We start from the raw sequence: 25,759 nt of genomic DNA, 5'->3' as shown, positions 1-25,759 counted from the left end.
ATGAATTACGTATGTTCACTCAGAGACTTGGTATTCATTTATTGTCCGAAGACATTAAGAATCCATGTCACTTTGAGTGCCCACACAGATTGTCTGATAAATTGTTAAAGAGCAGTTGCAACGCGGCTTTCAGCTCACCGTTGCGAGGTCCCGTATATTACGTTTTCCTCATTCAGAGTCAAGCGATTATTTTCACTTTTCTCTGTTGGCGTTCATCTCTGAACCCCGCTAACCCGGCGGCCTGTAAGCCGTTGTTCCGTGTCAGTGGAGGCGCATTATAGGGAGTTCTCAGACGTTGACAACCCCTCTTTTAAAAAAAACTTTCAACCGTCTCTTTTTTGCTCAAAACCGTGCTACAGCGCCAGTTTTTCGAGCGTTTCAAAGCCATAACGGCGTAAAACGGGTAAAAGTTGCTCAGTCTCTTTCGTGATAGCCATGCAAAATGCGATATTTGCATCGGTAGATTTCGCATCCGGCGCTTCATGCTCCAGCAGCCAGGCCGTACGACGGGCGATCGCCGCACCAGAATCCACCAGCCGCGTCCCCTCCGGAAGCACTTCTAATAGCTCTTCCTGCAAGAGAGGAAAGTGGGTGCAGCCCAGCACAACCGTATCCGGTGGTTCGGGCATCCGCAGCCACGGACGAAGAATACGACGCAGCTCTTCGAGCGATACCGTCTCGCCGTGCAGTTTCGCTTCCGCCATCTCCACCAGCTCTGCGGAGCCAAGCATTGCAATCTGGCATTCGTTAGCAAAACGGTCGATCAGCTCGCGGGTATAAGGACGCTTCACCGTGCCACGCGTGGCCAGCAAGCCCACGATACCGTTCGCCGTCAGGCGCGCGGCAGGCTTTATGGCAGGAACAACGCCCACAACCGGGAACTGGAATTTCTCACGCAGGGCGGGAAGAGAAACGGTGCTCGCCGTATTACAGGCAATGACCGCCAGCGCAAGGGGATAGCGCTTTTGTACCGCGGTGACGATTTCAACCACGCGCTCAACGATAAAGTCCTCACTCTTCTCCCCATAAGGAAAAGCGACGTTATCGAAGGCGTAGATGTAATGGAGATCCGGCAGGAGATGCCGAATCTCATCGTAGACCGAAAGCCCACCGACGCCGGAATCAAACACCAGCACGGTAGGGCGCGGATTAGAAGGTGTAGCTGCCAGACAAGGTGTATTCCCGTCCTGCAGTTTGGTAGCCATAAACTGTCTCGTAATCTTTATCGAACAGGTTGGCTATTTTACCACGAACTGTGAGGTGTGAGGTGACCGGATATGAAACTGCGACATCCCACAGGCTCACACCGCCCATTTTCACTTTTTCTGACGGATAAGAACCAAAATCAGTGTCGTAACGCGTGCCGAGATAGTGATACGTCAGGCTCCAGTCGAAATCATAGATCTGCGTATCGAGCTGATATTTCACCTGCTGCTTAGCACGACGGTCCAGAAGTTCGTTGGTCGCCGCATTGCGGGCATCCACATAGTCGTAGCCAACGGTATGCGTCAACGGACCTGTATCAAACGACGCCGTCGCTTCCACACCCTTAATGCGTGCTTTACCGACGTTGTAATATTCCTGAAGGTTATTATTGAAGTCGATGAGATTATCAACGTCATTACGATAGCCGGACACGCGCCAGCTCACGCCTGCCGTCAGGCCTTCAAACGCCCCTTCCCACTGCTTGCTCTCTTCTGGATCAAGATGATCATTGCCATAGAAGCCATAGAGTTGACCCAGATTCGGGGCTTTATAGGCCGTACCATAAGAAGCAATGAAGCGGTAACCGTCCACGAACTCCCACGCTGCACTGCTTTGCCAGGTGCCATGGCGACCAAACTGAGAGTTGTCATCGCTGCGAACCGCCCCTTCCAGAGTGAAATCGCCCAGCTGCTGCAGCCCGGTCAGGTAAACGCCGGTGTTACGCAGGTCGTAGCCGTTGGTCACGTAGTTTGTACCCGGCTCGGTGCTCTGCTTCTGCCAGTCAACGCCCGCACCAATGTTCCCGTGCCCCACATCAACGGAGTTGAGCCACTGAACGTTGTACTGTTTGATTTCATCCAGCGTGGCCGTCGAATCGTAACGGCCCAAATTAGGGTCGTAGTTATAGTCTTTGCTGTGGCTATAGCTGGTGAGCAGCTGTGAATGGAATATATCCTCGTTAAAGCGTAATCCTGCGTCCCAGGTCTGGCTATAGAGCTGGCGGGTATCGACCAGTACGTCAGGGGTAAATGAGCTGTAGTAACCGTCATAGGCCGTACGGTTGCTGTAGCCAAAGCCGCGAACAAATCCGCTCCACTGGTCTGAGAATGCGTGCTCCACTGCACCGTAGAGCGTTTTATTCATAAAGCCGTCGCGATCGGTCTGGGCAAGGCCACCATTGTTGCCGTCCGCAACCACATCGAAACCTTTGGTATAGGTGTAATCCCCCGCCAGCGTGACGCGCGTGCTGTCGCCCAGCGTTTGCTGGGTACTGCCGCCATAATTCTGGTAACCGTGCGACCCTACGCCGGCATTCAGCGTCGTACCGTCCTTCGCGCGAGTGGTAATAATGTTGACTACACCGCCAATCGCATCCGAGCCGTATACCGCCGAACGCGGTCCACGCACATATTCGATACGCTGCACCAGGGAGATCGGGAACTGGCTGAGATCGGACGACCCCGTGACGCCCGCCTGGTTAAGGCGAATGCCGTCAACAAGGATCAGGACGTGGCTGGAGTTGGTGCCACGGATAAAGAGAGAAGAGAGTTGCCCCATCCCGCCACTTTGCGCCGTGTCCACGCCGGGCAGGCGACGCATAACGTCCAGCACCGAGGTTGACTGCCAGCGGTCAATATCAGCACGCGTAACCACCGACGTTGCTGCCAGAATAGTTTTTTCAGGTTGTTCAAAACGATTTGCCGTCACCACCAACGAGTCAGCGCTATCCTGCGCCCAGCCCGAAAATGCCGTGACGGACAGCGCCGTCAACAGCGATACTTTTTTAATCATTGTTAAAGCATCCACAATATAAGAAGGATGCCGCAGGCCTCATCTATAGCACGCGATGATGAAACCAAATGCGACGTGATCCCGGCAGGTCTTCGGGCTAGGTGGCGTTATACGGATGAAGACTTCCCATTTTCACAGTGTCTACAGCTCTCATCCCGCCAGTCTTTACCGCTGCGCGTCAGCTCCAGATTTTCACTGGATTCCCTTTTCACTCTCAGGAGACCGGAAACAGAATGCTACAATTAGACACGTATAGAAGTCCAGACAGCTATTGGCCATTAAATCTGGACATCCCCTGAACAATCCCTACAATCCCCGCGTAATTCTTTATCACTCAGGACGCATCATGACCCCAGAACACCTCCCGACAGAACAGTACGACGCGCAGCTGGCCGAGAAAGTTGTCCGCCTGCAAAGTATGATGACGCCTTTCAACGCGCCCGTTCCCGAGGTGTTCCGCTCCCCTGTCAGCCACTACCGCATGCGCGCCGAGTTCCGCATCTGGCATGACGGCGACGACCTGTACCACATCATTTTCGATCAGCAGACCAAATCACGCATTCGCGTGGACAGCTTCCCGGCAGCGAGCGAGCTTATCAACCAGCTGATGACGCTGATCATTGAAGGCGTGCGCAACAATCCGGTGCTGCGCCACAAGCTGTTCCAGATTGACTATCTGACCACGCAAAGCAATCAGGCGATTGTCTCTCTGCTGTACCACAAAGCGCTGACCGACGAATGGCGCGAGCAGGCCGAAGCCCTGCGCGATGCGCTGCGTGCGCAGAACATCAACGTGCACCTGATTGGCCGCGCGACCAAAACCAAAATCATGCTGGATCAGGATTACGTCGACGAGCGTCTGCCGGTGGCAGGTAAAGAGATGGTTTACCGTCAGGTGGAAAACAGCTTCACCCAGCCGAATGCCGCGATGAACGTGCAGATGCTGGAGTGGGCGCTGAAGGCGACGGAAGGGTCTAAGGGCGATCTGCTTGAGCTGTACTGCGGTAACGGCAACTTCTCGCTGGCGCTGGCGCGTAACTTCGAACGCGTGCTGGCAACGGAAATCGCCAAGCCGTCGGTAGCGGCCGCGCAGTACAACATCGCCGCTAACCATATCGATAACGTGCAGATCATTCGCATGGCGGCAGAAGAGTTCACCCAGGCCATGAACGGTGTACGCCAGTTTAACCGTCTGGAAGGGATCGATTTGAAGAGCTACCAGTGTGAGACGATTTTTGTCGACCCGCCGCGCAGTGGCCTGGACAGCGAAACCGAGAAGATGGTGCAGGCGTACCCGCGTATTTTGTACATCTCCTGTAACCCGGAGACGCTGTGCAAGAATCTGGAAACATTAAGCCAGACGCACAAGGTTGAACGTCTGGCGCTGTTCGATCAGTTCCCGTATACACACCATATGGAGTGCGGTGTACTGCTCACGGCGAAGTAACTAGCCGGCGTTTTTGGCAGGTGGCGCTTCGCTTACCTGCCCTACTCAGACCCCATTACTCTGGCAGTTGACTCTTGCGGCTACGCATGCGCGAGCCAATCCAGAACACCAGCGCCACGGACAGTACCGCAGGGAAGAAGTTAGAGCCGATATCCGGATACTCCGCGCGCACCACGGTGCTATACAGCAATACGCCCAGAATAAAACAGGCAGCGGCCAGCCCCGGTAACCCAACCGGCATCGTACGGTTCAGGTAACGCTGATGCAGGCAGTAGACCGTCAGCACCAGCGCAATAAGCGGGAAAATCGAAAATGGCACGATGGAGCTAAAAATAGCGGCAAACGTGCCATTAATGGATAAGCCAGCGATCAATGCCAGCAACAGCGTCCCTTTATCCTGACCTGACTGTTTCATTACTCACCTTCACTCTTCGGTTTGATGTGCCAGTTTCTCTTGTTCACGGCGATACCAGTAGTACGCGCCTTTGGAGATCATCCTGAGCTGCAATACCAGTCGCTCTTCAAGCTGCTTGCGTTGTTCAATGCTGACGTCCAGCGCTTCGGCACCCGCGCTGAACACAATCGTCACCATCGCCTCGGCCTGTGCTTCAGTAAAGGCACGCGGCATATGGTTTTCGAGTTCAAGATAGTCGGCAAGTTCCGCGATGAAGTGCTGAATTTCCCGCGCGACGGCGGCACGAAACGCTGCCGATGTGCCCGAACGCTCGCGCAGAAGCAGACGAAACGCGTTGGGGTTATTGCCGATAAATTCCATAAACGTCGACACGGAGGTGCGGATCACGCTGCCGCCTTTGGCGATACGCTGACGCGCCTGGCGCATCAGCTGGCGCAGCATCAAACCGCTCTCGTCGACCATGGTCAGGCCCAGTTCATCCACATCACGGAAGTGACGATAGAAGGACGTTGGCGCAATCCCGGCCTCGCGTGCGACTTCGCGCAGGCTCAAACTGGCAAAACTCCGCTCAGCACTCAGTTGACTGAATGCGGCTTCCACCAGCGAACGCCGGGTTTTCTCTTTTTGTTGTGCTCTTACGCCCATCACGATAGTTGAATCCTTCCAAAGGCCTGATGGCACTATACCAGAGAATAAAATTAATCTGTTTGCTCAGCTTTGTGAATGATTGTTTACGTGCGGTTTGTGCTCCACTGCCGGAAAAAAGCACAACGATAATTGGGTTACCCTGGCAATGATGTTATGATTCTGTTGCTTTTATGTATAAGAACAGGTAAGCCTTGCCATGCCACATTCCTACGATTACGACGCAATAGTTATTGGTTCCGGCCCCGGCGGCGAAGGTGCTGCTATGGGTCTGGTGAAACAGGGAGCCAGAGTAGCGGTCATCGAGCGCTACCATAATGTCGGCGGCGGTTGCACCCACTGGGGCACCATCCCATCGAAAGCCCTCCGCCACGCCGTTAGCCGCATTATCGAATTTAACCAGAACCCTCTTTACAGCGACCACTCCCGACTTCTTCGTTCCTCCTTTGCCGACATCCTGAATCACGCGGATACCGTCATTAACCAGCAGACGCGCATGCGTCAGGGCTTTTATGAGCGTAACCATTGTGAAATCCTGCAGGGCAACGCGCATTTTGTGGATGAACACACCCTGGCACTCGAATGCCACGACGGTTCGATTGAGACAATCACCGCTGAAAAATTTGTGATTGCCTGCGGTTCACGCCCTTACCATCCGGCCGACGTCGACTTCTCACACCCACGCGTCTACGACAGCGACTCCATTCTGAGCCTGCACCATGAACCCCGCCACGTCATTATCTATGGCGCAGGGGTCATCGGCTGCGAATACGCGTCGATCTTCCGCGGAATGGATGTCAAAGTTGACCTGATTAACACCCGCGACCGCCTGCTGGCGTTCCTCGATCAGGAAATGTCAGACTCTCTCTCCTACCACTTCTGGAACAGCGGCGTGGTGATTCGCCACAACGAAGAGTACGAGAAAATAGAAGGCTGCGATGACGGTGTGATCATGCACCTGAAGTCCGGTAAGAAGCTGAAAGCCGACTGCCTGCTGTACGCCAACGGCCGTACCGGCAATACCGATTCACTGCGGCTGGAAAATATCGGGCTTGAAACAGACAGCCGCGGTCAGCTGAAGGTCAACAGCATGTATCAGACCGCGCTGCCGCACGTATACGCGGTGGGCGACGTAATTGGCTACCCGAGCCTGGCCTCCGCCGCTTACGATCAGGGCCGTATTGCCGCTCAGGCGCTGGTGAAGGGTGAAGCAACGGCGCATCTGATCGAGGATATTCCGACGGGGATCTACACCATTCCGGAAATCAGTTCCGTGGGGAAAACCGAACAGCAACTGACGTCAATGAAGGTGCCTTACGAGGTAGGTCGTGCCCAGTTTAAACATCTGGCGCGGGCGCAGATCGTGGGGATGAGCGTAGGTACGCTGAAAATTCTGTTCCATCGCGAGACGAAAGAGATCCTTGGGATTCACTGCTTTGGTGAACGCGCGGCGGAAATCATTCATATCGGCCAGGCAATCATGGAGCAGAAAGGTGGTGGTAACACCATTGAGTACTTCGTCAACACCACCTTTAACTACCCGACCATGGCAGAAGCCTATCGGGTAGCCGCGCTGAACGGCTTAAACCGCCTGTTTTAACGCGCTGTCGAAATGGCCATCCATCGCACCGCGGATGGCCTCTGCCAGCTGCTCATAGCGGCTGCGCAGCGGGGACCCTGGGCGATACACCAGGCCAATGGTGCGACGCGGCTCCGGCTTAATGCACGGCAGGTACACCACGCCATCACGCTTACGCTCGCGTGGCACGGCCAGCGCAGGCAGCAACGTAATACCGCTTCCCGCCGCCACCATATTACGCAGCGTTTCCAGACTGGTTGCGCGGAAGTGGGTATCTTCGTCAGCGCCCGCTTCGAAGCAGAAGCCCATCGCCTGATCGCGCAGGCAGTGGCCATCTTCCAGCATCAGCAGCTTTTCACCGGCCAGATCGGCCATCGGCACGCGATCGCGGTTCGCCCACGGGTGATCTTCATAGATCGCCAGCATCATCGGCTCATCGAACAGCGGTACTTCAATAAACGCTTCGCTCTCTTTTACCAGCGCCAGAATGGCGCAGTCGAGCTTGCCGCTGTCCAGCTGCGCCAGCAGCTGATGGGTTTGCGCTTCGTGCAGATACATTTCGAGTTTCGGGAACGTCTGGTGCAGCATCGGAATGATTTGCGGTAACAGGTACGGGCCAACGGTTGGGATCAGGCCAATATGCAGCGGGCCGGACATGGCCTCTCCCTGCTGGCTTGCCATTTCCTTGAGCACTTTGACCTCGCGCAGCACGGTGCGCGCCTGATCCACCAGCAGAAGACCGGCCTGGGTGAACAGCACCTTACGGCTGGTGCGCTCCAGCAGCATCACGCCCAACTCGTCTTCCAGCTTGCGGATCTGCCCGCTCAGCGTGGGCTGGCTGACGTGGCAGGAATCTGCCGCGCGGCGAAAGTGACGATGCTCGGCTAACGCTACCAGGTATTCAAGATCACGAATATTCATTATTCATCCTCCGTCGCCACGATAGTTCATGGCGATAGATAGCATAGCAATGAACGATTATCCCTATCAAGCATTCTGTTGAATAATACGCCACATAGACGAGGCGGCCGTGTTTGACCCTTGACGTCCCCGCACCGTCAGCGAGTTTCTCTCAAAACTCGAACAACTAAAGCCAACGTGAACTTTTGCGGACCCCGTGGTCCGCTTTTTTTTTGCGTAAAAAAGCCTGGCGCTAAGCCAGGCTCCGTTTTTCTCCCTCTCCCGGTGGGAGAGGGCCGGGGTGAGGGCACCAGCCCGCACGGCTCAAATCAGGCGGTTTTTCACATCCGCAATCGCCTGCGCCACCTGCTTCGGCGACACGCCGCCTTTCGCCGCACGTTTATCCAGGCAGGACTGCAGCGCCAGAATCGGGTACACATCCTCCCCGATCGCCGCGCTGAATTTTTGCAGGTCGGCAAGCGCCAGATCTTCCAGCGGTTTACCCTGACGAATCGCTTCCACTACCGCTTCGCCCACAATATGGTGCGCCTCGCGGAACGGTACGCCCTTCGCGACAAGGTAGTCCGCCAGTTCGGTAGAGTTGGCATAGCCCTGCTGCGCCGCTTCCTGGCAGCGCGGACGTTTCACCTGAATGCCGTCCAGCACCAGCGCGCCCATGTGCAGACAGTCCAGCCAGGTGTCGAGCGCGTCGAACAGCCCTTCCTTGTCTTCCTGCATATCTTTGTTATACGCCAGCGGCAGCCCTTTCAGGGTCATCATCATGCCGGTCAGCGCGCCCTGCACGCGACCGCACTTGCCGCGGATCAGCTCCAGCGCGTCCGGGTTTTTCTTCTGCGGCATCAGCGACGAGCCTGAGGTCACGCGATCGGACAGCTCAACGAAGCCCGCTTCACCGGAGTTAAAGAAGATCAGGTCTTCGGCAAAGCGCGAAAGATGCACCATCCCGATAGAGGCATTGGAGAGCAGCTCCAGCACGTGGTCACGGTCAGATACGCTGTCCAGGCTGTTGCGGGTGGCGGAAGCAAAGCCCAGCCATCCTGCCAGCTGCTCGCGGTCGATTTCATACGCCGTACCGGCCAGCGCGCCGCTGCCCAGCGGGCTGACGTCCAGACGCTTCAGGGTATCCTGCAGACGGCTTTCGTCACGCGCCAGCATCTCAACGTAGGCCAGACACCAATGCGCAAAGGTCACCGGCTGCGCGCGCTGCAGGTGGGTATAACCCGGCATCACCGCGTCCTGATTGTTCTGCGCGGTCTCTACCAGCGCACTTTGAAGCTGACGGTTGGCCGCCAGCAGTTCGCCAACGGTCTCTTTACACCACAGCTTCAGGTCGGTGGCGACCTGGTCGTTACGGCTACGGCCGGTGTGCAGCTTTTTACCCAACTGGCCGACTTTGTCGATCAGCTTGCCTTCCACCCAGCTGTGAATATCTTCGGCATCGCTCTGCAGGATTTGCTGCGGATCCAGACGCACCTCTTCCAGCAGGTTGTTCAGCGCCTCTTCCAGCTGCTGCTGTTCGTCTGCGGTCAGTACGCCAACGGTCACCAGCGCTTTGGACCAGGCCACAGAGCCGACAATATCCTGTTCGGCCAGGCGGTAGTCGAAGCGCAAAGAGTCGTTGAACTGTTTGAACCGTTGATCCGCTGCCTGTGTAAAACGCCCACCCCAAAGTGCCATAACATCGTTCCTTTATTCGTTAGTTCCGCCGGGTGCGCTTCGCTTACCCCGGCCTACGGTCATTCAATAAAAAACTTACGCCAGAATACGCGTGCCAATCGGCGTGCCGTTAAACAGCGCCGGGAGCTGCTCCGCGTGACGCCAGGAGGCGATATCCACCGGGCGGCCCAGCGTGCGCGCCGCATCCAGCGCGGCGTTCACTTTGACGATCATGCCGTCGGTAATAATGCCCTGAGCGATCAGCTGCTCGGCTTTGGCGGCGGTCATTTCCGCTATGCGCTGGCCTTTACCGTCGAGAATGCCGCTCACGTCGGAGAGCAGGATCAGGTCTGCGCCCAGCGTGGCCGCCAGCGCGGTTGCCGCCTGGTCCGCGTTAACGTTCATCAGCTCGCCCTCTTCGGTCACGCCGATAGAGCTCACCACCGGCAGGAAACCGCCTTCCAGCAGGGTGTTAATCAGCTTAGGCGAACCTGGCTGCGCCAGTCCAACATGGCCGAGCTCTTCGTCGAGCTGGGTCACTTTTACGCTGTCACCGTCGCCCAGGTAGAGGCCAACGGACGCAATATGGTGTTTCTTCGCCCATGCCAGCAGCGTTTTGTTCGCCGTGCCCGCCAGCGCGCCGGTAATGATGTCAATCTGGTCAGCAGGCGTGACGCGCAGGCCATTTTTCTTTTTCACCGGCAGATTCAGCCCTTTCATCAGCTCATCCACCACGCAGCCGCCACCGTGCACAATCACCAGCGGACGCTGGTGCGATTCGCGATAATTCACCAGCGCGGTAAACAGGCGCTCCAGCGCTTCTTCGCTGTCCAGCAGTACACCACCGAGTTTGATAATTAATGGGTTCATCATCACACCTTAAATAAGAGCCTGCGTTTCAGGGAAGCCGAAACGAATATTTGCACACTGCATTGCCTGTGCGGCAGCGCCTTTGAGTAAGTTATCTTCTGCGGCGACCACAATCAGATGCTCGCCCTGTACGGCAAAGCCGATATCGCAGAACGGCAGGCCAACCACGTTTTTAAGCGCCGGCACGCCTTTGTCGTACAGACGCACCAACGGCTTATCCGCATACGCCTGCGTGAAGGCCTCGCTCACCTGCTCTTTCGTCACGCCCGGCTTCAGGCGACAGGTGATGGTTTCGAGGATCCCGCGCGGGAAGCTGCCCAGGTGCGGGGTAAAAATCACCTCCGCGCCCAGATGGGTGGTGATTTCAGGGTGATGGCGATGATTAAACACGCCATACGGCTGAAGGCTCACTTCGCAGAAGCTGTTGGAGATAGCGGCCTTGCGCCCCGCACCGCTCACGCCGCTGGTGGCGTTGATCACCGGCCACTGGCTTAGATCCAGCAGACCGGCGTCGATCAGCGGCTTCAGGGAGAGCTGTGCCGCCGTCGGGTAGCAGCCCGGAACGGCAATCAGGTCCGCTTCTTTCAGTTTATCCGCACTCCACTCCGCCAGGCCGTACACCGCTTTTTCAAGCAGATCCGGATGCTGATGAGTAAAGCCGTAATATTTTTCGTAGAACGCGCCGTCGTTAACGCGGAACGCGCCGGAGAGGTCAAACACCACGCAGCCGGCCGCCAGGAACTGCGGCGCAAGGTCGTGGCTGACCTCGTGCGCGGTGGCTAAAAACACCACGTCGACGCCGTCGGTAAACTCGCTGATGTCAGACATCGGCTGCAGCGGCAGATCGACCATGCCCTTAAGCTGCGGATGCAAATCGGAAATTAACTTTCCTGCATCATTGCTTTGCGCTGACACGGTCAAAGCGGTTATGGTCATATGAGGGTGGCGATTTACGTAGCTTACAAGCTCTGCGCCCGCATAACCGCTAGCGCCTACAATCAGCGTATTCAACATCGGGTTCCTTTATGCTCAACGTTAATGTATTTTTATTCACATTTATTGCATGAATATTGATACTATCACGACCTAAGGTGTGTCAACAATGAAAATGAACTTACCGCCATTTATCGAGATCTACCGCGCCCTGATTGCCACACCGTCCATCAGTGCGACCGAAGAAGCGCTGGATCAAAGCAATGAGTCTTTAATCAATCTGCTGGCGGGTTGGTTTAGCGATCTTGGGTTTAACGTTGAGGTTCAGCCCGTCCCCGGAACACGCCACAAATTTAACCTGCTCGCCAGCACCGGAACCGGCTCGGGCGGCCTGCTGCTGGCCGGCCATACCGACACCGTACCGTTTGACGATGGCCGCTGGACGCGCGATCCGTTCACCCTGACCGAGCATGACAACAAGCTCTACGGTCTGGGCACCGCCGACATGAAAGGCTTCTTCGCCTTTATCCTCGACGCGCTGCGTGACGTGGACGTGACGAAGCTGAAAAAACCGCTCTACATTCTGGCAACCGCCGATGAAGAGACCAGCATGGCGGGCGCACGTTATTTCTCTGAAAACACGTCGATTCGTCCGGACTGCGCGATCATCGGTGAACCGACCTCTCTGCAGCCGATTCGTGCGCACAAAGGCCATATTTCTACCGCGGTGCGCGTGCTGGGCCAGTCCGGCCACTCCAGCGATCCGGCGCGCGGCGTGAACGCCATTGAGCTGATGCACGACGCCATTGGCCGCATTATGACCCTGCGCGACGATCTGAAAGAGCGGTATCACTACGAGGCATTCACCGTGCCGTATCCGACGCTGAACCTCGGTAGCCTGCACGGCGGCGATGCGTCCAACCGCATCTGCGCCTGCTGCGAACTGCATATGGATATCCGTCCGCTGCCGGGCATGACGCTGAGCGATCTGGATGGCCTGCTGAATGAAGCGCTGGCCCCGGTGAGCGAGCGCTGGCCGGGACGCCTGACGGTCTCCGAACTGCATCCGCCAATCCCGGGCTACGAATGCCCGCCAGACCACCAGCTGGTTCAGGTGGTGGAAAAACTGCTCGGCGAGAAAACCGACGTGGTGAACTACTGCACCGAAGCGCCTTTTATTCAAACGCTTTGCCCGACGCTGGTCCTCGGCCCTGGCTCCATTAATCAGGCCCACCAGCCGGATGAATATCTGGAAACCCGCTTCATCAAGCCCACCCGCGAGCTCATTACCCAGGTTGTGCATCACTTCTGCTGGCATTAAAACCGCACCGAAAAGTCCCCTCTCCCTGTGGGAGAGGGTTAGGGTGAGGACAACAAATCGCATGATCACCGTCACATTTCCATAAGCATCTCTTATCTGACGCAATGCGAATTAAATTTCGTAAATTGCCCGCATTTATTCGTTTGCTGAACCGTTTTCGCAGCAATTGACGACGGGGGTTTTACGTGGCTTTATAAAGGGAGATGACAAAATAATGTCCAGAAGATTTTCGCCTGGGCATAAACAAAAATGATGGGGTGACTGGGTTTTTATGAACGAACAATATTCCGCGTTGCGTAGTAATGTCAGCATGCTCGGCAAAGTGCTTGGAGATACCATCAAAGACGCATTAGGGGAGAACATCCTCGACCGCGTTGAAACCATCCGCAAGCTGTCCAAATCTTCCCGTGCCGGTAACGAGGCCAGTCGTCAGGAGCTGCTCACCACCTTGCAGAACCTCTCTAACGATGAGCTGCTGCCCGTTGCCCGCGCCTTCAGCCAGTTCCTGAACCTGGCAAACACCGCTGAGCAATACCACAGCATTTCGCCAAACGGCGAAGCGGCCAGCAACCCGGAAGTCATTGCCCGCACCCTTCGTAAACTGAAAGACCAGCCAGACCTCAACGAAGCCACCATCAAAAAAGCGGTGGAGTCCCTTTCGCTGGAGCTGGTGCTGACCGCACACCCAACCGAAATCACCCGTCGTACGCTGATCCACAAGATGGTGGAAGTAAACAGCTGCCTGAAGCAGCTGGATAACAAAGACATTGCCGACTACGAGCGCAACCAGTTGATGCGCCGTCTGCGCCAGCTGATTGCCCAGTCCTGGCACACCGATGAAATTCGTAAGCATCGCCCAAGCCCGGTCGACGAAGCCAAATGGGGCTTTGCGGTGGTGGAAAACAGTCTGTGGGAAGGGGTACCAAACTACCTGCGCGAGCTGAACGAACAGCTGGAAGAAAACCTCGGCTACCGCCTGCCGGTCGATTTCGTTCCGGTTCGTTTCACCTCCTGGATGGGCGGTGACCGCGACGGCAACCCGAACGTGACCGCGGAAATCACCCGTCACGTCCTGCTGCTGAGCCGCTGGAAAGCGACCGACCTGTTCCTGAAGGATATTCAGGTGCTGATCTCCGAGCTGTCGATGGTTGAAGCGACGCCGGAACTGCGCGCGCTGGCCGGTGAAGAAGGTGCCAGCGAGCCGTACCGTTTCCTGATGAAAAAGCTGCGCGGTCAGCTGATGGCCACCCAGGCGTGGCTGGAAGCGCGCCTTAAAGGCCAGCGCCTGCCGAAGCCGGAAGGTCTGCTGAGCCAGAACGAACAGCTCTGGGAGCCGCTGTACGCCTGCTATAAATCACTCCAGGCCTGTGGCATGGGCATCATCGCCAACGGCGAACTGCTTGATACCCTGCGCCGCGTGAAGTGTTTCGGCGTACCGCTGGTGCGTATCGACGTGCGTCAGGAAAGTACCCGTCATACCGAAGCGCTGGGCGAGCTGACCCGCTATCTCGGCATCGGCGATTATGAAAGCTGGTCAGAAGCCGACAAGCAGGCGTTCCTGATCCGCGAGCTGAACTCCAAGCGCCCTCTGCTGCCGCGCAACTGGGAGCCAAGCAACGACACCCGCGAGGTGCTCAACACCTGTAAAGCGATCGTCGATGCGCCGAAAGGATCGGTGGCCGCCTACGTGATCTCTATGGCGAAAACCCCGTCCGACGTGCTGGGCGTTCATCTTCTGCTGAAAGAAGCGGGCATCGACTACGCCCTGCCAGTCGCCCCGCTGTTTGAGACCCTCGACGACCTGAACAACGCCAACGACGTCATGACCCAGCTGCTTAACATCGACTGGTATCGCGGCTTTATTCAGGGCAAGCAGATGGTGATGATTGGCTATTCCGACTCCGCGAAAGATGCGGGCGTGATGGCGGCGTCCTGGGCGCAGTATCAGGCTCAGGATGCGCTGATCAAAACCTGCGAGAAAGCCGGTATCGAGCTGACCCTGTTCCACGGTCGCGGCGGTTCCATTGGCCGCGGTGGCGCGCCTGCTCACGCGGCGCTGCTCTCTCAACCGCCGGGAAGTCTGAAAGGCGGCCTGCGCGTGACCGAGCAGGGCGAGATGATCCGCTTCAAGTACGGCCTGCCGGAAGTGACCATCAGCAGCCTGTCGCTCTATACCAGCGCGATCCTGGAAGCGAACCTGCTGCCGCCGCCGGAGCCAAAAGAATCCTGGTGCCGCATCATGGACGAGCTGTCAGATATTTCCTGCGATCTGTACCGCGGCTACGTGCGTGAAAACAAAGACTTCGTGCCTTACTTCCGTTCAGCAACGCCTGAGCAGGAGCTGGGTAAACTGCCGCTGGGCTCGCGTCCTGCAAAGCGTCGCCCGACCGGTGGCGTTGAATCCCTGCGCGCCATTCCATGGATCTTCGCCTGGACGCAGAACCGCCTGATGCTGCCCGCCTGGCTGGGTGCCGGTGCCGCGCTGCAAAAAGTGGTGGAAGACGGCAAACAGAACGAACTGGAAACCATGTGCCGCGACTGGCCCTTCTTCTCTACCCGTCTGGGCATGCTGGAGATGGTCTTCTCGAAGGCCGACCTGTGGCTGGCGGAATACTACGACCAGCGGCTGGTGAAACCAGAGCTGTGGGCGTTGGGTAAAGAACTGCGCGAACTGCTGGAAGGCGACATCAAAGTGGTGCTGGACATCGCCAACGACTCGCACCTGATGGCGGACCTGCCGTGGATCGCCGAGTCTATCCAGCTGCGTAACATCTACACCGACCCGCTGAACGTTTTACAGGCTGAACTGCTGCACCGTTCCCGCCTGGCGGAAGAGGAAGGTAAAGAGCCGGATCCGCGCGTTGAACAGGCGCTGATGGTGACGATTGCGGGCGTTGCGGCGGGTATGCGTAACACTGGGTAATGCTTTATGCCGGGCAGGCGTTTTTAGCGCCGCCCGGCACGTTTCGGTAGTCTTCTCATGTATTCCGATATCACCCGAATTTTGGCTGACCTGGTGAACCGTACGTTACCGCTGGGTAAGATTCATTTCTCAGCGCTGGCTGAACAGCATCCCCGAACATCTCCCTGCCTCGTCATTACCCTTGCTCCCCCCTGTGAGGCGATATTTTCATCCTTTGGACACATCACGCTTCCACCGCCTAACGCCCTGAGCATACATTTCGGTAAGCAGCAGCTGACTCTCGATTTACAGCGTGACAACGCGCTTTTGCAGCAGCTGCAGGTTGCCCGGCGTGGCCCGCGAACGGGTGCTTTTCTTCTGCAAGCGCTCACCGAATTACAGATGCAGCCAGACGAGCAAGACACAGCCATGCTGGTGGTATTAAGCTTGCTCAGCCACTGCCGGGATCTGCTTGGCAGTGACATCCACACCGCTAACCGTAGCCGGGCGCTATTCGAAGCCGTTCGTAGCTATATCGAAGAAAATTACGCCTCTTCGTTAACGCGCGAATCCGTGGCACAGGCGTTCTACATCTCGCCGAATTACCTTTCCCATCTCTTTCAGAAGATCGGCCACGTGGGGTTCAACGAGTATCTGACACAAACGCGGCTGGAACATGCGCGCCAGCTGCTGAAAGGCTACGATCTCAAAATTAAAGATATTGCCGCACGCTGCGGATTTCCTGACAGCAACTACTTTTGTCGCCTCTTTCGCAAGCACACCGAGCGTTCCCCTTCCGAATATCGTCGCCAGTATCACAGCCAGCTTATCGCCAAAAAATAGCATTGTGATCGCTATCGCACTTCGCTAAGGACATTACATTTGTCCAGTATTTGGCAAAATTGACCTGTATCCGCCGCACTCAGCCGGGCCTTATCCTTTATTCAACCTTTCTGACTTAAGGAAAAATAATGGAACTGTATCTGGATACCGCGAACGTGGCGGAAGTGGAACGCCTTGCACGCATCTTCCCCATCGCGGGCGTCACCACCAACCCAAGCATCATTGCCGCCAGCCGTGAATCCATCTGGGACGTGCTGCCGCGGCTGCAAAAAGCCGTCGGGCCGAACGGTACGCTGTTTGCTCAAACCATGAGCCGCGACGCCGAAGGCATGGTGGCGGAGGCCAAACGCCTGAGTAACGCCATCCCGGGTATTGTGGTGAAAATTCCGGTCACCGCGCAGGGGCTTATCGCCATTAAAGGGCTGAAAAGAGAGGGTATTACCACGTTGGGCACCGCCGTTTACAGCGCCGCTCAGGGTTTACTGGCCGCGCTGGCAGGCGCGAAATACGTTGCGCCGTACGTCAACCGCGTCGACGCACAGGGCGGCGACGGTATTGACATGGTACAGGAGCTGCAGTCCCTGCTGGAATTGCATGCGCCGGAAAGCATGATGCTGGCTGCCAGCTTTAAAACACCGCGTCAGGCGCTGGACTGCCTGCTGGCCGGATGCGAGGCAATCACGCTCCCCTTAGACGTAGCGCAACAAATGCTCGGTACCCCAGCGGTAGAGTCGGCCATAGAAAAGTTCGAGCAGGACTGGAAAAACGCGTTTGGTAACCTCAATCTCTAAGGGAGAACTGTTATGGACCGTATCATTCAATCGCCGGGGAAATATATCCAGGGCGCGGATGTGCTGACCCGTCTCGGCGACTATCTGAAACCCCTGGCGAACCGCTGGCTGATCGTCGGCGATAAGTTTGTGCTGGGTTTTGCCGAAGACACCCTGCGCCAGAGTTTTAAAAAAGCCGAACTGTATGCCGAAATCGCGCCGTTTGGCGGCGAATGTTCGCAAAATGAAATCGATCGCCTGAAAAAGTTGGCCGACAGCGCCGACTGCCTGGCAGTACTGGGGATTGGTGGCGGTAAAACGCTTGATACCGCGAAAGCGCTGGCTCACTTTATGGACGTACCGGTCGCCATTGCGCCGACTATCGCTTCCACCGACGCGCCGTGCAGCGCCCTTTCCGTTATTTACACCGACAGCGGCGAGTTCGATCGCTACCTGATGCTGCCGCACAACCCGAACATGGTCATTGTGGATACGAAAGTAGTAGCAGGTGCGCCTGCACGTCTGCTGGCCGCCGGGATTGGCGACGCGCTGGCGACCTGGTTTGAAGCACGCGCCTGCTCGCGCAGCGGCGCGACCACCATGGCCGGGGGTAAATGCACACAGGCGGCATTAGCGCTCGCCGAGCTGTGCTACAACACGCTGGTTGAAGAGGGTGAAAAAGCGATGCTGGCGGCGGAACAGCATGTGGTAACGCCTGCGCTGGAACGCATTATCGAAGCCAACACCTATCTCAGCGGCGTCGGCTTTGAAAGTGGCGGGCTGGCGGCTGCACACGCTATTCATAACGGCATGACGGCGGTGCCGGACGCGCATCACTTCTATCATGGGGAAAAAGTGGCGTTTGGTACGCTGACGCAGCTGGTGCTGGAAAACGCGCCGGTAGAAGAAATTGAGACCGTCGCGGCGCTTTGCCACAGCGTAGGGCTGCCGATCACCCTGGCACAGCTGAACATCAAAGAGGATATTCCGGCCAAAATGCGTCTGATTGCCGAAGCCTCTTGTGCGGAAGGAGAAACGATCCACAACATGCCGGGGGGCGTCACGCCGGATCAGGTGTATGCGGCGCTGCTGGTGGCAGACCAGTATGGACAGCGATTCCTGCAGGAGTGGGAGTAATAAAAAAGCCGGGTGGCGCTGCGCTTACCCGGCCTACATGGCACTTTAATTTGTAGGCCGGGTAAGGCGTAGCCGCCACCCGGCACAATGGCTACTTCACGTCAAACCGATCCAAATCCATCACCTTCGCCCATGCGGCAACGAAGTCGCGGACAAACTTCTCGTGCGCATCGCTGCTGGCGTAAACCTCGGCCAGCGCGCGCAGGACCGCGTTTGAACCGAAGACCAGGTCGGCGCGGGTCGCGGTGTATTTCACTTCACCGCTGGCGCGATCGCTTCCGGCAAACAGTTCGTTTGAATCGTCGGTCGCTTTCCACTGGGTATTCATATCCAACAGGTTCACGAAGAAGTCGTTGCTCAGCACGCCCTCGCGGTTGGTGAATACTCCGTTCTTACTGCCATCAAAGTTCGTGCCCAGTACGCGCAGGCCACCGATCAGCACCGTCAGCTCAGGTGCGGTCAGGGTCAGTTGCTGGGCCTTATCAATCAGCAATGATTCCGTCGTGGACACATCCACCTGCGCACGGTAGTTGCGGAAGCCGTCGGCAATCGGTTCGAGCAGGTTAAACATCTCGATATCCGTCTGATCCTGACGTGCATCCACACGGCCCGGCGTGAACGGCACGTTGACGTAAACGCCCGCGGCTTTCGCCGCCTGCTCAACGCCCACAACGCCCGCCAGCACGATGATATCCGCCAGCGAGGCTTTATTGGTGGTGCGCTGAATAGCTTCCAGAGCCGGTAACGCACGTACCGCCGCGGCGTTCACATCCCAGTCGCGCTGAGGCGCCAGCGCCAGACGCGCGCCGTTGGCGCCGCCGCGCTTGTCGCCACCGCGGAAGGTCGATGCAGACGCCCATGCCACGGAAACCAGCTCGCTCACGGAGAGGCCAGAGGCCGCGATTTCCGCTTTCAGGCTTTCGATATCTTCCTGTGTCGGATGGAACACCGGCTGAGGCAGCGGATCCTGCCAAATCAGATCTTCTTTCGGCACTTCCGGGCCGATGTACCGCGCTTTTGGCCCCATATCACGGTGGGTCAGTTTGAACCACGCGCGCGCGAAGGCTTCGTTAAAGGCCTGCGGATCGTTCAGGAAGCGACGGGAAATTTTCTCGAATTCCGGGTCGAAACGCAGCGTCAGGTCGGTGACCAGCATGGTTGGCTTACGTTTTTTCGACGGGTCAAACGGGTCTGGCATGATTTCCGGCGCATCCACGGCTTCAAACTGAATCGCACCTGCCGGGCTGCGGGTCTGCACCCATTCGTATTTGAACAGGTTCTCGAAGAAGTAGTTGCTCCACTGGGTCGGAGTTTGCGACCAGATGACTTCCAGCCCGGAGGTGATGGCGTCAGCGCCAATACCGGTGCCGTGCGTGCTGGCCCAGCCTAAGCCCTGCGCTTCAATCGGCGAGGCTTCTGGATCGGTACCTACGTGCGTGGCTTCACCCGCGCCGTGGGTTTTACCGAGCGTGTGACCACCGGCAATCAGCGCGACGGTCTCTTCGTCGTTCATACCCATGTTGCCAAAGGTGGCGCGGATTGCCGCAGCCGCAGACAGCGGTTCACCGCTGGCGTTTGGCCCTTCCGGGTTCACGTAAATCAGCCCCATTTCGGTGGCCGCCAGCGGGCGTTTCGCCAGTGCTTCCGGGTCACGGTGGGTCAGCCAGGCTTTTTCATCACCCCAGTTCACGTCCAGATCCGGTTCCCAGACGTCTTCACGACCGGCGCCAAAACCAAAGGTGCGGAAGCCGGAGTTCTCCAGCGCCACGTTACCCGCGAGAATAAACAGGTCGGCCCAGGAGATTTTTTGTCCGTATTTTTGCTTGATTGGCCACAGCAGGCGGCGCGCTTTATCCAGGCTGACGTTATCAGGCCAGGAGTTCAGCGGCGCAAAGCGCTGTTGGCCGCGTCCGGCGCCGCCGCGTCCGTCAACGGAGCGGTAAGTACCGGCACCGTGCCAGGCCATGCGAATAAACAGACCCGCGTAGCTGCCCCAGTCGGCAGGCCACCACGGTTGAGAATCGGTTAACAGGGCTTTGAGATCGCCCTTGAGGGCGGAATAGTCGAGCTTGCTGAATTCTTTGCGGTAGTCGAAGTCTTCACCCAGAGGGTTCGAACGGTTGGAATGTTGATTTAGAAGATCGATGCGGAGTTGTTTAGGCCACCACTCTTTGCTGCCGGTACCTGCGCCCGCGCTGTGATCGACGCCGCCCTGATGGAACGGACATTTGCCGGCGGATGCCGCGTTATTGGTCTCGTCTGACGTGCTCATCGCTATGCTCCCTTTACAGTGATACCGTTACGATATACACCACTAGCAATAAGATATAGTTGAATTAATCCACAGATTCGATAGTTAATACCTTTTAACTTTTTATATGATTAAAAAGCCCTCACTTTATGAGGGCTTTTTGCTGATTACGCCGGACGAACGCCCAGCGTATGACAAATGGCGTAGCTCATCTCCGCGCGGTTAAGCGTGTAGAAGTGGAAGTCTTTCACCCCTTCGCGGCTTAAGATCTTCACCATGTCCATCGCAATATTGGCCCCCACCAGCTTGCGGGTTTCCGCATCATCGTCCAGCCCTTCGTACATTTTGGACATCCACAGCGGAATGCGAACGTTGGTCATATCGGCGAATTTCTTCGCCTGTTTGAAGTTAGAGACTGGCAGAATGCCCGGGATAATTTCGACGTCGATACCTGCCGAGACGCAGCGGTCGCGGAAGCGCAGATAGCTTTCCACGTCAAAGAAGAACTGGGTGATGGCGCGGTTGGCACCGGCCTCCACCTTACGCTTCAGGTTAAGCAAATCCGCCTGGGCGCTTTTCGCTTCCGGGTGGACTTCAGGGTAGGCGGCCACGGAAATATCAAAATCAGCAACGTCTTTCAGCAGCGCGACCAGATCGGTAGCGTACATGTCCGGCTTGCCGCTTCCCGGCGGCAGATCGCCACGCAGGGCAACGATATGGCGAATCCCGTTGTTCCAGTAGTCCTGGGCAATGGCGCGCAGCTCATCGCGGGTGGCGTCAATACAGGTCAGATGCGGCGCTGCTTCCAGACCGGTACGATCTTTGATGCCTTTAATAATGCTGTGCGTACGGTCACGCTCGCCGGAGTTGGCGCCGTAGGTCACGGAGACAAACTTCGGCTTCAGGCTGCTCAGGCGATCGATAGAGCTCCACAGGGTTTGCTCCATTTCACTGGTGCGCGGCGGGAAAAATTCAAAAGAGACGTTAATCTGGCCGTTTACTTCGGCCAGGCTCTGATTCAGTGCTTCCCGCTGGTTGGCGTGAAAAAAGCTCATACCTTACCTCTATCTTTCGCGTGTCATTGTCTGTTGTGTTGTGAACTTCTATACGTTTAGACGTCCAGATGTAAAAATGACGGAAAAGCGGCGTGACGTCAACAGAAATAATCACAATAACGGTGAGGTTTGCTCAGGGAAGATGAAGGGAGTTCATGATGAGGGTGAGCGCGGTCTGATGCCCTCACCCTAACCCTCTCCCACAGGGAGAGGGAAATTCACTTTTTACAGCAGCTTAGCCAGACGGTTAATATCGGACTGGATAGCCCCAGCGGTGACATCGCGCCCCGCGCCCGGGCCGCGGATCACCAGCGGGTTATCGCGGTACCAGCGGCTTTCAATGGCGAAGACGTTATCGCACGGCAGCAGGGCCGCCAGCGGATGGTCAGGACGCACCGCCTCGACACCCACACGCGCCTTACCGTTCGCCTCGAAACGCGCCACGTAGCGCAGCACCAGCCCCATCTCGTTTGCCGCTTCCAGACGCTGCACCATCTGGTCATTCAGCTCGTCGCCGTTTTCGAAGAAGTGGTCAACAGAACCTTCTTCGCAGCCTGCAGGCACCAGCGACTCGACGCGTACGGAATCCGGCTCGATGTCATAACCGGCTTCACGCGCCAGGATCACCAGTTTGCGCATCACGTCTTTACCGGAGAGGTCAACGCGCGGATCGGGCTCGGTTAAGCCCTGCTGCCACGCCTGATCCACCAGGTCGGTGAACGGTACGGTGCCGTCAAACTGCAGGAACAGCCAGGAGAGCGTACCGGAGAAGATACCGCTCAGCGCCAGAATGCTGTCGCCGCTTTCAATCAGGTCACGCACGGTATGGTTAACCGGCAGGCCCGCGCCAACGGTGGCATTATAGAGCCAGTGGCGGCCCGTTTTTTCGAACGCGTCATGGATCTGACGGTATTTATCGGTGCTGCTCGCCCCCGCCAGCTTGTTGGCGCTGATGACGTGGAAACCGTGGCTGGCGAAATCCAGATACTGATCGGCAAGCTGTTCGCTGGCGGTGACGTCCAGCACCACCAGATCGTCATACGGGTGCGCGCGCATCCACAGGAACAGCGACTCTTCATCCTGCTCAACCGCTTCATCGTTAAAGAAGGCAAGCGCCCGGCTGGCGTCCAGCCCTTCGTAGTTCAGCAGGCTGCGGCGGCTATCCACCACGCCCGCAAGAATAAATTCAAACCCGGTACGCGCCGAAAGCGTGACCTGTTCGCGGGCGAACAGCTCCAGCCAGCGGGAACCGATGTTACCCTTACCAAACAGCACCAGGCCGATGCGTTTTTCCGCGCGGAACAGCGAGGTGTGCAGACCCTGAATCAGGCTTTCGGTTGGGCCTTTACGCAGCACGGCGACCAGGCTGATGCCCTCTTCCGACTGCCAGGTGAACTCCACCGGCTGGCCCTTCAGCTGCTGCCAGAAACGGTGGCAGTGCAGCGGGTTACGGGTGACGCCCGCGCCGACCATCGCCACCAGCGCCAGCCCCTGACGCAGGCGAAGCTCGCCCGGCAGGCCCGCTTCGTCGAGAATTTTCAGCGCGCTGTCCGCCACTTCGGCGGTATAGCAGAACTGCAGCAGCTGACGATCGTTATGCACGCCAACGGCCAGCGGACGCACCTGGGCGCGTTTCAGGATCGTGTCGATATCTTTATGCGCCAGCCTGAAGTCCTGGCCCGCAGGCACCTGGAACTCAATCAGGCAGATGTCGTCGTGGCTGGTGACAATGCGCGCGCCCGTGCCGGACGCCAGCACGCGCTCAATGCGGGTAGACCCCTGATCCGGCGTATAGCTACAGCGCAGCTGCAGGTCAATATCGCTGCCGGAAACCGGCTGCAGCGTGCGCGCGTGCAGCACCGGGGCCGCCAGACGCGCCAGCTCGCTCGCTTCGTCGAGACGCAGCAGCGGAAGCAGGCAGGCATCTTTCACTTTACGCGGGTCCGCGCTGTAGACACCGGCCACGTCGCTCCAGATGGTGACGCGGGACACGCCCGCCAGGGCACCGATCTGCGTTGCCGAGTAGTCCGAGCCGTTACGGCCCAGCAGCACGGTTTCACCGGCGTTGCTGCGGCTGATAAAGCCGGTGACGACAATACGTTTGCCCGGATGCTGCACCAGCAGCTGTTGCAGCAGCGGATAGGACAACCCTTCGTCCACCTGCGGCTGCGCGGCGCGTTCCGCACGCAGGAAATCACGTGCGTCGAGCCAGGCCGCGTCTACGCCCAGGTGTTGCAGTACGGCGGCCATCAGGCGCGCGGACCACACTTCACCGTGGCCCACCACTTCGGCATACACCGCGTCGGTAATCCCGCTGTCCAGCAGGGCAGCCAGACGCTCAAGGTCATGCGTGAAAGCGCTGATCAGCCCGTCCGCCACGTCCGCAGGCAGCAGGCCGGCAATCAGCTCGCTCTGGTAACGACGTAAGGACTGTTGCACCTGATGCGCAGAAAGGCGATCGGTCTGGCTCAGTTTCAGCCAGCTAATCAACTGGTTGGTGGTGCTGCCCGCCGCCGAGACAACCATCATGTCACCCGGCTGTGAATATTCGGTCATGATCCCTGCGACGCGCAGATAACATTTCACATCAGCAAGACTACTACCACCAAACTTGTGCAGCTGACGACCCTTCGCCCCTGCCTGCGCTATCACACTCATGATTACCCCTTGGCTGCGACCCGGAAGCCATTTTCCAGATCGGCAATTAAATCTTCAGAATCTTCAATACCGGTCGAGATACGCAGCAGCGTCTCGGAAATCCCGGCGGCGGCACGTGCTTCCGGTGCCATACCTGCGTGCGTCATGGTCGCGGCGTGGGAGATCAAGCTTTCAACCCCACCTAAGGATTCCGCCAGCGTAAACAATGACAGCCCGCTCAGGAAGCGACGCAGCGTTTGCTCGTCACCGTCCAGTTCAAAACTTAACATCGCGCCAAATCCCTTCTGCTGGCGCGCGGCAATTTCATGCCCCTGGTTTTCCGGCAGCGACGGGTGATAAAGCTTCTTCACCAGCGGCTGGGTTTTCAGGAAATCGACAATCGCCTGGGCATTACGCTGCGCCACGTCCATGCGCGGCGACAGCGTGCGGATGCCGCGCAACAGCAGGTAGCTGTCGAACGCGCCCGCGGTGACGCCGATGTTATTAGCCCACCATGCCAGTTCCGTGACAACGTCGGGATCTTTTGCAATCACCACGCCCGCCACCACGTCAGAATGGCCGTTCAGATATTTAGTGCATGAATGCAATACCAGATCCGCACCCAGTGCTAACGGGTTCTGAAGGGCCGGACTGAGGAAGGTATTATCCACTACACTTATCGCTCCCGCATCCCTTGCGAGCTGACAAATTTTCGCAATGTCGACAACGCGCAACAATGGGTTGCTTGGACTTTCCACCAGAACCAGCTTCGGCTTCTCTGCCAGCGCCTGTTTCAGCGCCTGTTCGTCGTTTTGATCGACAAACAGAACGCGGTAGCAGCCGCGCTTTGCCAGGCTGTCAAACAGACGATAGCTGCCGCCGTAACAGTCGTGCGGCGCAACCAGCAGATCGCCAGGCTTCAGGAACACCGTGGTCACCAGGTGAATGGCAGACATACCGGTATTGGTTAATACCGCACCCGCGCCGCCTTCCAGTTCCGCCAGCGCGCGCTGGGTTACATCACGCGTAGGGTTGCCGCGACGCGAGTAGTCATGCGCGCGCGGTTCATTAAATCCGGTGAAATTGTAGGTGCTGGAAAGATGAATGGGCGGGACAACGCAGCCGTACTGCTCGTCATCATTTAATCCGCTACGCACTGCGATCGTGGCCTGTTTACGCGTCATGGTGAGGGCTTCCTGGCGAATGAGGTGAAAAGTCAGCCACCAGAGTAAACATTGAAAGTATGGACGTCAATACATCTGGACATCTAAACTTCTTTGCGTATAGATTGAGCAATGCGCAAATAGCCGTTAAAATTATATGCTTTAGTGCACGCTGCAGCGGCAATATCCGTGCCACGGTATCGTCTCTACGGTAAAC

Annotated in this window: 19 protein-coding genes and 1 riboswitch; of the genes, 7 read left to right on the top strand and 12 right to left on the bottom strand. The window is 57.3% G+C overall.

Annotation, left to right across the window (positions count from 1 at the left end; translation table 11 throughout):
• Positions 1 to 353: 353 nt before the first annotated feature.
• Positions 354 to 1,205, bottom strand: a complete 852-nt coding sequence (murI, locus tag A6013_RS22420; protein WP_028014824.1) for a glutamate racemase — start codon at positions 1,203 to 1,205, stop codon at positions 354 to 356.
• Complete coding sequence (btuB, locus tag A6013_RS22415; protein ID WP_069733800.1) at positions 1,150 to 2,997, bottom strand: TonB-dependent vitamin B12 receptor BtuB; 1,848 nt, start codon at positions 2,995 to 2,997, stop codon at positions 1,150 to 1,152. Before btuB ends, murI begins: the two co-directional genes overlap by 56 nt.
• 65 nt (positions 2,998 to 3,062) lie before the next feature.
• Positions 3,063 to 3,239, bottom strand: a riboswitch (cobalamin riboswitch).
• A gap of 104 nt (positions 3,240 to 3,343) precedes the next feature.
• Here btuB and trmA point away from each other — a divergent pair.
• Positions 3,344 to 4,444 (top strand): tRNA (uridine(54)-C5)-methyltransferase TrmA, encoded by a 1,101-nt coding sequence (gene trmA / locus A6013_RS22410; RefSeq protein WP_045631472.1) that lies wholly within the window; start codon positions 3,344 to 3,346, stop codon positions 4,442 to 4,444.
• 55 nt (positions 4,445 to 4,499) lie between these two features.
• On the opposite strand, the gene A6013_RS22405 is transcribed toward trmA, so the two are convergent.
• Positions 4,500 to 4,859, bottom strand: a complete 360-nt coding sequence (locus A6013_RS22405) for a YijD family membrane protein (protein ID WP_008501783.1) — start codon at positions 4,857 to 4,859, stop codon at positions 4,500 to 4,502.
• A gap of 9 nt (positions 4,860 to 4,868) precedes the next feature.
• Positions 4,869 to 5,507: an HTH-type transcriptional repressor FabR gene (fabR, locus tag A6013_RS22400; RefSeq protein WP_008501784.1), complete on the bottom strand. Its 639-nt coding sequence runs from the start codon at positions 5,505 to 5,507 to the stop codon at positions 4,869 to 4,871.
• A 196-nt stretch (positions 5,508 to 5,703) separates the two neighbouring features.
• Here fabR and sthA point away from each other — a divergent pair, with 196 nt between their 5' ends.
• Positions 5,704 to 7,104: a Si-specific NAD(P)(+) transhydrogenase gene (gene sthA / locus A6013_RS22395; RefSeq protein ID WP_045260262.1), complete on the top strand. Its 1,401-nt coding sequence runs from the start codon at positions 5,704 to 5,706 to the stop codon at positions 7,102 to 7,104.
• Here the strand turns inward: sthA and oxyR are convergent.
• The 4 genes from oxyR to argC form a co-directional block, all read right to left on the bottom strand.
• Positions 7,087 to 8,004, bottom strand: a complete 918-nt coding sequence (gene oxyR / locus A6013_RS22390; protein ID WP_069733799.1) for a DNA-binding transcriptional regulator OxyR — start codon at positions 8,002 to 8,004, stop codon at positions 7,087 to 7,089. The two genes, sthA and oxyR, sit on opposite strands and share 18 nt — an antisense overlap.
• A 303-nt stretch (positions 8,005 to 8,307) precedes the next feature.
• Positions 8,308 to 9,681, bottom strand: a complete 1,374-nt coding sequence (gene argH, locus A6013_RS22385) for an argininosuccinate lyase (protein WP_069733798.1) — start codon at positions 9,679 to 9,681, stop codon at positions 8,308 to 8,310.
• 75 nt (positions 9,682 to 9,756) lie between these two features.
• Positions 9,757 to 10,533: an acetylglutamate kinase gene (argB, locus tag A6013_RS22380; RefSeq protein WP_098946274.1), complete on the bottom strand. Its 777-nt coding sequence runs from the start codon at positions 10,531 to 10,533 to the stop codon at positions 9,757 to 9,759.
• 6 nt (positions 10,534 to 10,539) lie between these two features.
• Complete coding sequence (gene argC, locus A6013_RS22375; protein ID WP_063437473.1) at positions 10,540 to 11,544, bottom strand: N-acetyl-gamma-glutamyl-phosphate reductase; 1,005 nt, start codon at positions 11,542 to 11,544, stop codon at positions 10,540 to 10,542.
• Between the two features lie 88 nt (positions 11,545 to 11,632).
• Here argC and argE point away from each other — a divergent pair, with 88 nt between their 5' ends.
• The 5 genes from argE to A6013_RS22350 all read left to right on the top strand — a co-directional run bounded on the left by argE (position 11,633) and on the right by A6013_RS22350 (position 18,436).
• Positions 11,633 to 12,784: an acetylornithine deacetylase gene (gene argE, locus A6013_RS22370; RefSeq protein WP_069733797.1), complete on the top strand. Its 1,152-nt coding sequence runs from the start codon at positions 11,633 to 11,635 to the stop codon at positions 12,782 to 12,784.
• Positions 12,785 to 13,055: 271 nt separating this feature from the next.
• A complete protein-coding gene (ppc, locus tag A6013_RS22365) occupies positions 13,056 to 15,707 on the top strand; it encodes a phosphoenolpyruvate carboxylase (protein ID WP_041911805.1) in 2,652 nt (883 codons plus the stop codon).
• Positions 15,708 to 15,764: 57 nt separating this feature from the next.
• Positions 15,765 to 16,529 carry an AraC family transcriptional regulator gene (locus tag A6013_RS22360; RefSeq protein WP_069733796.1) on the top strand — a complete coding sequence of 255 codons (765 nt, stop codon included), beginning with the start codon at positions 15,765 to 15,767 and terminating at the stop codon, positions 16,527 to 16,529.
• A gap of 128 nt (positions 16,530 to 16,657) precedes the next feature.
• Positions 16,658 to 17,320, top strand: coding sequence for a fructose-6-phosphate aldolase (fsa, locus tag A6013_RS22355; protein ID WP_063155507.1), 663 nt, complete (start codon positions 16,658 to 16,660; stop codon positions 17,318 to 17,320).
• 12 nt (positions 17,321 to 17,332) lie between these two features.
• A complete protein-coding gene (locus A6013_RS22350; RefSeq protein WP_069733795.1) occupies positions 17,333 to 18,436 on the top strand; it encodes a glycerol dehydrogenase in 1,104 nt (367 codons plus the stop codon).
• Between the two features lie 91 nt (positions 18,437 to 18,527).
• Here A6013_RS22350 and katG read toward each other — a convergent pair whose 3' ends face one another.
• The 4 genes from katG to metB form a co-directional block, all read right to left on the bottom strand.
• On the bottom strand, positions 18,528 to 20,708 hold the full coding sequence (gene katG, locus A6013_RS22345) for a catalase/peroxidase HPI (RefSeq protein WP_028014834.1): 2,181 nt from the start codon (positions 20,706 to 20,708) through the stop codon (positions 18,528 to 18,530).
• A gap of 146 nt (positions 20,709 to 20,854) precedes the next feature.
• Positions 20,855 to 21,742 (bottom strand): methylenetetrahydrofolate reductase, encoded by an 888-nt coding sequence (metF, locus tag A6013_RS22340; protein ID WP_041911801.1) that lies wholly within the window; start codon positions 21,740 to 21,742, stop codon positions 20,855 to 20,857.
• 225 nt (positions 21,743 to 21,967) lie between these two features.
• Entirely contained in the window at positions 21,968 to 24,400 is a 2,433-nt protein-coding gene (locus A6013_RS22335) for a bifunctional aspartate kinase/homoserine dehydrogenase II (RefSeq protein WP_041911800.1), read from the bottom strand.
• Positions 24,401 to 24,402: 2 nt separating this feature from the next.
• A complete protein-coding gene (gene metB, locus A6013_RS22330; RefSeq protein WP_021242813.1) occupies positions 24,403 to 25,563 on the bottom strand; it encodes a cystathionine gamma-synthase in 1,161 nt (386 codons plus the stop codon).
• Positions 25,564 to 25,759: the final 196 nt, after the last annotated feature.

It is taken from the genome of Enterobacter sp. IF2SW-B1, from assembly GCF_001743375.1.
Classification (GTDB): Bacteria; Pseudomonadota; Gammaproteobacteria; order Enterobacterales; family Enterobacteriaceae; genus Enterobacter; species Enterobacter bugandensis.
Note: the sequence above shows the minus strand (reverse complement) of the source record. Positions and strands in the feature narration are given on the sequence as shown.